This is a genomic window from Paracoccus sp. (in: a-proteobacteria), assembly GCF_047973135.1.
In the GTDB taxonomy this organism is placed as follows: Bacteria; Pseudomonadota; Alphaproteobacteria; order Rhodobacterales; family Rhodobacteraceae; genus Paracoccus.
In genome coordinates this window covers 1-4,189 of sequence record NZ_JBKEBL010000329.1, presented here as the reverse complement: position 1 = coordinate 4,189, position 4,189 = coordinate 1, and the positions used below count along the sequence as shown (strand labels likewise).

Genomic DNA, 4,189 nt, shown 5'->3' with positions numbered 1-4,189 from the left:
GTGCAAGAAGGGCGGATCACGCCTCCAAAAGGCGTTTGAGCATGGCCAGATCTTCGGCCAGCAACTGATCCTCGCCCGCCAGCTCCTCAATCTTGCGGACGCCATGCATGATCGTGGTGTGGTCGCGCCCACCAAAACGTCGGCCGATTTCCGGCAGGCTGCGACTGGTCAGTTGCTTGGACAGGTACATCGCGATCTGCCGGGGCCGGGCGACATTGCGGGCACGTTTCGGGCCCATCATATCGGCCAGCCGGATATTGTAATGCTCGGCCACCTTGCGCTGAATATCGTCAATGCTGATCTTGCGGTCATTGGTGCGCAGGATGTCTGCCAGACATTCCTGGGCCACATCCAGCGTGATCTCGCGGCGCAGCAGGCTGGCATGGGCGAAAAGCCGCTGAAGCGCCCCCTCCAGAACGCGGACGTTGGTGGTGATGCGATGCGCCAGAAATTCCAGCACGCCCGTGCCGATTTCCAGATCGGAATGCTGGGTGCGGAACGCCTCGGTCTTGGATTGCAGGATGCCCAGACGCAATTCATAGGTGGTCGGGTGAAGATCGACGATCAACCCGCAGGAAAGCCGCGACTTGATGCGTTCCTCAAGACCCTTGATCTCGGCCGGGGCGCGGTCTGCGGAAATGACGATCTGCTTGCCCTGATCGACCAGCGCATTGAACGTGTGGAAAAATTCCTCTTGGGTGCTGTCCTTCCCGGCGATGAACTGCACATCATCAACCATCAGCATGTTCACATTGCGGAACATGCCCTTGAAATCCATGATCGTGCTTTCGCGCAATGCCTGCACAAAGCGGTACATGAACTGTTCCGCCGACAGATACAGCACCTGCGCCATCGGGTGACGCGTGCGGTAATCATGTGCGATGGCGTGCATCAGGTGGGTCTTGCCCAGCCCGACCCCGCCATAAAGGAACAGCGGATTAAAGCCGACCGGCCCACCCTCGGCAACGCGGCGCGCGGCGGCATGGGCCAGCTCGTTCGGCTTGCCGACCACGAAATTGCTGAAGGTAAAGCGCGGATCCAGCGGCGCGCCCAGATCGGCCCGGTCAGCCACCGCAGGCGCGGCAGGGACCGGATCCTTGCGGCTGGCGGTCGCCGGGGCACCTTGAGCACCAATCTCGAACCGGACGCGTTCGACTTGCGGGCCAAGGCGCGACAATTCGCTGATGATATCGTCGGCGAAATGACGGTTCACCCAGTCCGAGATGAACCGCGTCGGGCTGGCAAATCGCGCAACCCCGTCCTCGACTGCGGTCAATCGCAGCGGTTTGATCCAGTGATTATAATTGTTTGGTCCCACCACCTGTTCGAGTTGCGTACATGCCTGCCCCCAAAGGTCTTCCATTTCCTATTGCCCCAGCCTTGCTTTCAGTCCCCAAGCTCCACCGGTTCAGCCGGTGTGAGCGCATCGCCCGGCCCTTTCGGGACGATGGCAACAGACTACCCCTGCGACCCGGCAGGGTCACATGACGGGGTGTACGCCCGATACCATCTCACAACAGTGATCCAACAAAGACTGGTGGCAGCCAGCCGTCGCAGATCTATGACACAAGGGAAGCCCCTCATGCCACGCGCCAACGCAAAGAAGCCGGAACAACCGTTCCGATCCGCCACGCGGCCCGTCCCCCAAAAGAGCGAAGTGAATCGCAGGCTGAAATTAGCAACTCGAATGAAGCCCGCGCAACCGAACTATGCGCTTGACATGTCAGTATCCTGAACGAATCTGCGAGGCCTTTGACTCACAAGTAAAATTTCTCGAACCCCTTAAATATTAACACTTTCTTAAGAAATTTCCGCAGGAATACCTTGTACAAAACGGAAACGGGCACGAACAACCGTTCGCGCCCGTTTCAGGGACAGCGGCCTTTGCAGACCGGATTACAGCGTCTTAAGCCGCTTACGACGCCGACAGTGCCTTCACACGCGCCGACAGTCGCGACATTTTCCGCGATGCGGTATTCTTGTGGTAAACGCCCTTGGTCACGCCGCGCATCAGTTCGGGCTGGGCGGTTCTCAGCGCATCGCGGGCAGCGTCGGCATTGCCCGATGCAATCGCCTCTTCGACCTTGCGCAGGAAGGTGCGGATGCGCGAACGGCGCGCCTTGTTGACTTCGGTGCGGCGCAGCGTCTGGCGGGCGCGCTTTTTCGACTGGGGCGTATTTGCCATGGTTCGGAATCCTATCGGGTCTTTAACGTTTCAATCGCGAAATAAACCCGCCACCCGCCTTGTGAAAAGCGGGTATGATTCTTGCCTAAGCGGGCCCACGCGCATGTACGGCGGGGCTTTTACGGCAAAACCCCGCCAAAGGAAACCCGGAAAAATCAGCGGTCGCGGAATTGCGGTTCGCGCTTTTCCAGAAAGGCCGCCATGCCCTCTTTCTGGTCCTCGGTCGCGAACATCGAGTGGAAGGCACGGCGCTCGAACAGCAACCCCTCGTGCAGGGTGGATTCATAGGCGCGGTTGACCGCCTCTTTGACAGCCTTGGTCGCGGTGGCCGATTTTTCGCAGATTTTGCGGGCGATGGCCATGACTTCGGGAATCAGCTTCGAGGTGGGCACGACACGGCTGACAAGGCCCGACCGCTCGGCCTCGGCCGCATCCATGAAGCGACCGGTCAGGATCATATCCATCGCCTTGGACTTGCCGACGAATCGGGTAAGGCGCTGCGTGCCGCCAATGCCGGGAATGACGCCCAGATTGATTTCGGGCTGGCCGAACTTGGCGTTTTCCGCTGCAATGATGAAATCGCAGGCCATTGCCAGCTCGCACCCGCCGCCCAGGGTATAGCCGCTGACCGCCGCGATGATTGGCTTGCGGATGCGGGTGAAAGCCTCGATCTGCGGGCCGAACAGATCCTCGCCATAGACCTCGATAAAGCTTTTCTCGGACATCTCTTTGATATCCGCCCCGGCGGCAAAGGCTTTTTCGCTGCCAGTGATGACGATGCAGCGAACCTTGTCGTTATGGTCCGCCTCGGTCACGGCCTTCGCCAGTTCGGTGATCAACGTCGAGTTCAGCGCATTCAGAGCCTCGGGGCGGTTCAGCCGGATCAGCGCAACCTCATCCTCGATTTCCACGATGATCGTTTCATAAGCCATGTCGGGGCCCTCGTTGCAGTAAGTGACCCACAAGTCCTAGCAGGACCAACCGGCCTAGACCAGCTTTGCGAACCCGTCGCGCCGATCTGCCTGCGCCCTTGCAGGATCCTTGCCGATTGTAGAATAAGGGAAAACCGTCCGGTCAGCCGGCCACAAGGGCAAGAATGACAGGGAATACCTTGGATCAGACAATCGGCGCTGTCGTCGTCACCTATAATCGCCTAGGCAAGTTGCAGGATACGGTGCGGCGTCTTCTGGAACAGAAGGTGGATCACGTGCTGGTGTTTGACAACGCCTCGGACGATGGCACGGCGGAATGGCTGGCCTCTGTCACCGATCCACGCCTGATCCAGCATCGCAGCGACGCGAATCTGGGCGGTGCCGGCGGCTTCGAGCAGGGCATGCGGCAGATGACCGAACGCTGCGACCCCGACTGGATCGTGGTCATGGATGACGATGGCCGTCCGGCACATGGTGCGATCCGGGCGTTTCGCGACCTGACCTGCGACCATGATGCGGTGGGCGCGGCAGTGCTTACCCCGTCAGGCGAGGTATGCGAGATGAACCGCCCCTATCGCAACCCGTTCTGGCACGGCCGCGAATTTCTGCGCACATTGTTCAGAGGCAGGCACGGATTTCACTTGCAGGATTCCGCCTATGCCGTCGATGCGCCGGTGACTGATGTGGACATGGCGTCCTTCGTTGGTTTGTTCCTGTCCCGAGCAGCGGTCCGGCGGGCGGGATACCCGGACGGGCGGCTGTTCGTTTATGGCGACGATCAACTTTATACACTGCAAATGCGCCGCAGGGGGCTGCGCATCGCCTTTGCCCCACCGGTCCGGTTCGAGCACGATACCGACGCGAAACAGGCGGCGGGTGGCGTGGTCCTGCGACCGTTGTGGAAGGTCTACTATATGTATCGCAACGCGATGATCGCCTATCGCGTGGCCGCCGGGCCGTGGTTCTGGCCACTGGTTCCGGTGCTGATGATCAAGTGGTGGCGCAAGGCGCGGGACTATGGCGACGATGCGCCGGTTTTCCGCCGGATTCTGCGAATCGCCATGCGCGATGG

The 4,189-nt window shown here is 60.1% G+C and carries 4 protein-coding genes; 1 reads left to right on the top strand and 3 read right to left on the bottom strand.

Translation table 11 applies throughout. The features are described 5' to 3' along the window. Window positions 1-16: 16 nt before the first annotated feature. From dnaA to ACK5L9_RS23505, 3 genes are all read right to left on the bottom strand, one after another. Window positions 17-1,363 carry a chromosomal replication initiator protein DnaA gene (gene dnaA / locus ACK5L9_RS23515; protein WP_416913883.1) on the bottom strand — a complete coding sequence of 449 codons (1,347 nt, stop codon included), beginning with the start codon at window positions 1,361-1,363 and terminating at the stop codon, window positions 17-19. A gap of 552 nt (window positions 1,364-1,915) precedes the next feature. Next, window positions 1,916-2,185, bottom strand: a complete 270-nt coding sequence (rpsT, locus tag ACK5L9_RS23510; protein ID WP_416913882.1) for a 30S ribosomal protein S20 — start codon at window positions 2,183-2,185, stop codon at window positions 1,916-1,918. 155 nt (window positions 2,186-2,340) lie between these two features. Continuing rightward, entirely contained in the window at window positions 2,341-3,117 is a 777-nt protein-coding gene (locus ACK5L9_RS23505; protein WP_416913881.1) for an enoyl-CoA hydratase, read from the bottom strand. Window positions 3,118-3,296: 179 nt separating this feature from the next. Here ACK5L9_RS23505 and ACK5L9_RS23500 point away from each other — a divergent pair. Continuing rightward, on the top strand, window positions 3,297-4,189 hold an 893-nt coding region (locus ACK5L9_RS23500), incomplete at its 3' end, for a glycosyltransferase (RefSeq protein ID WP_416913880.1).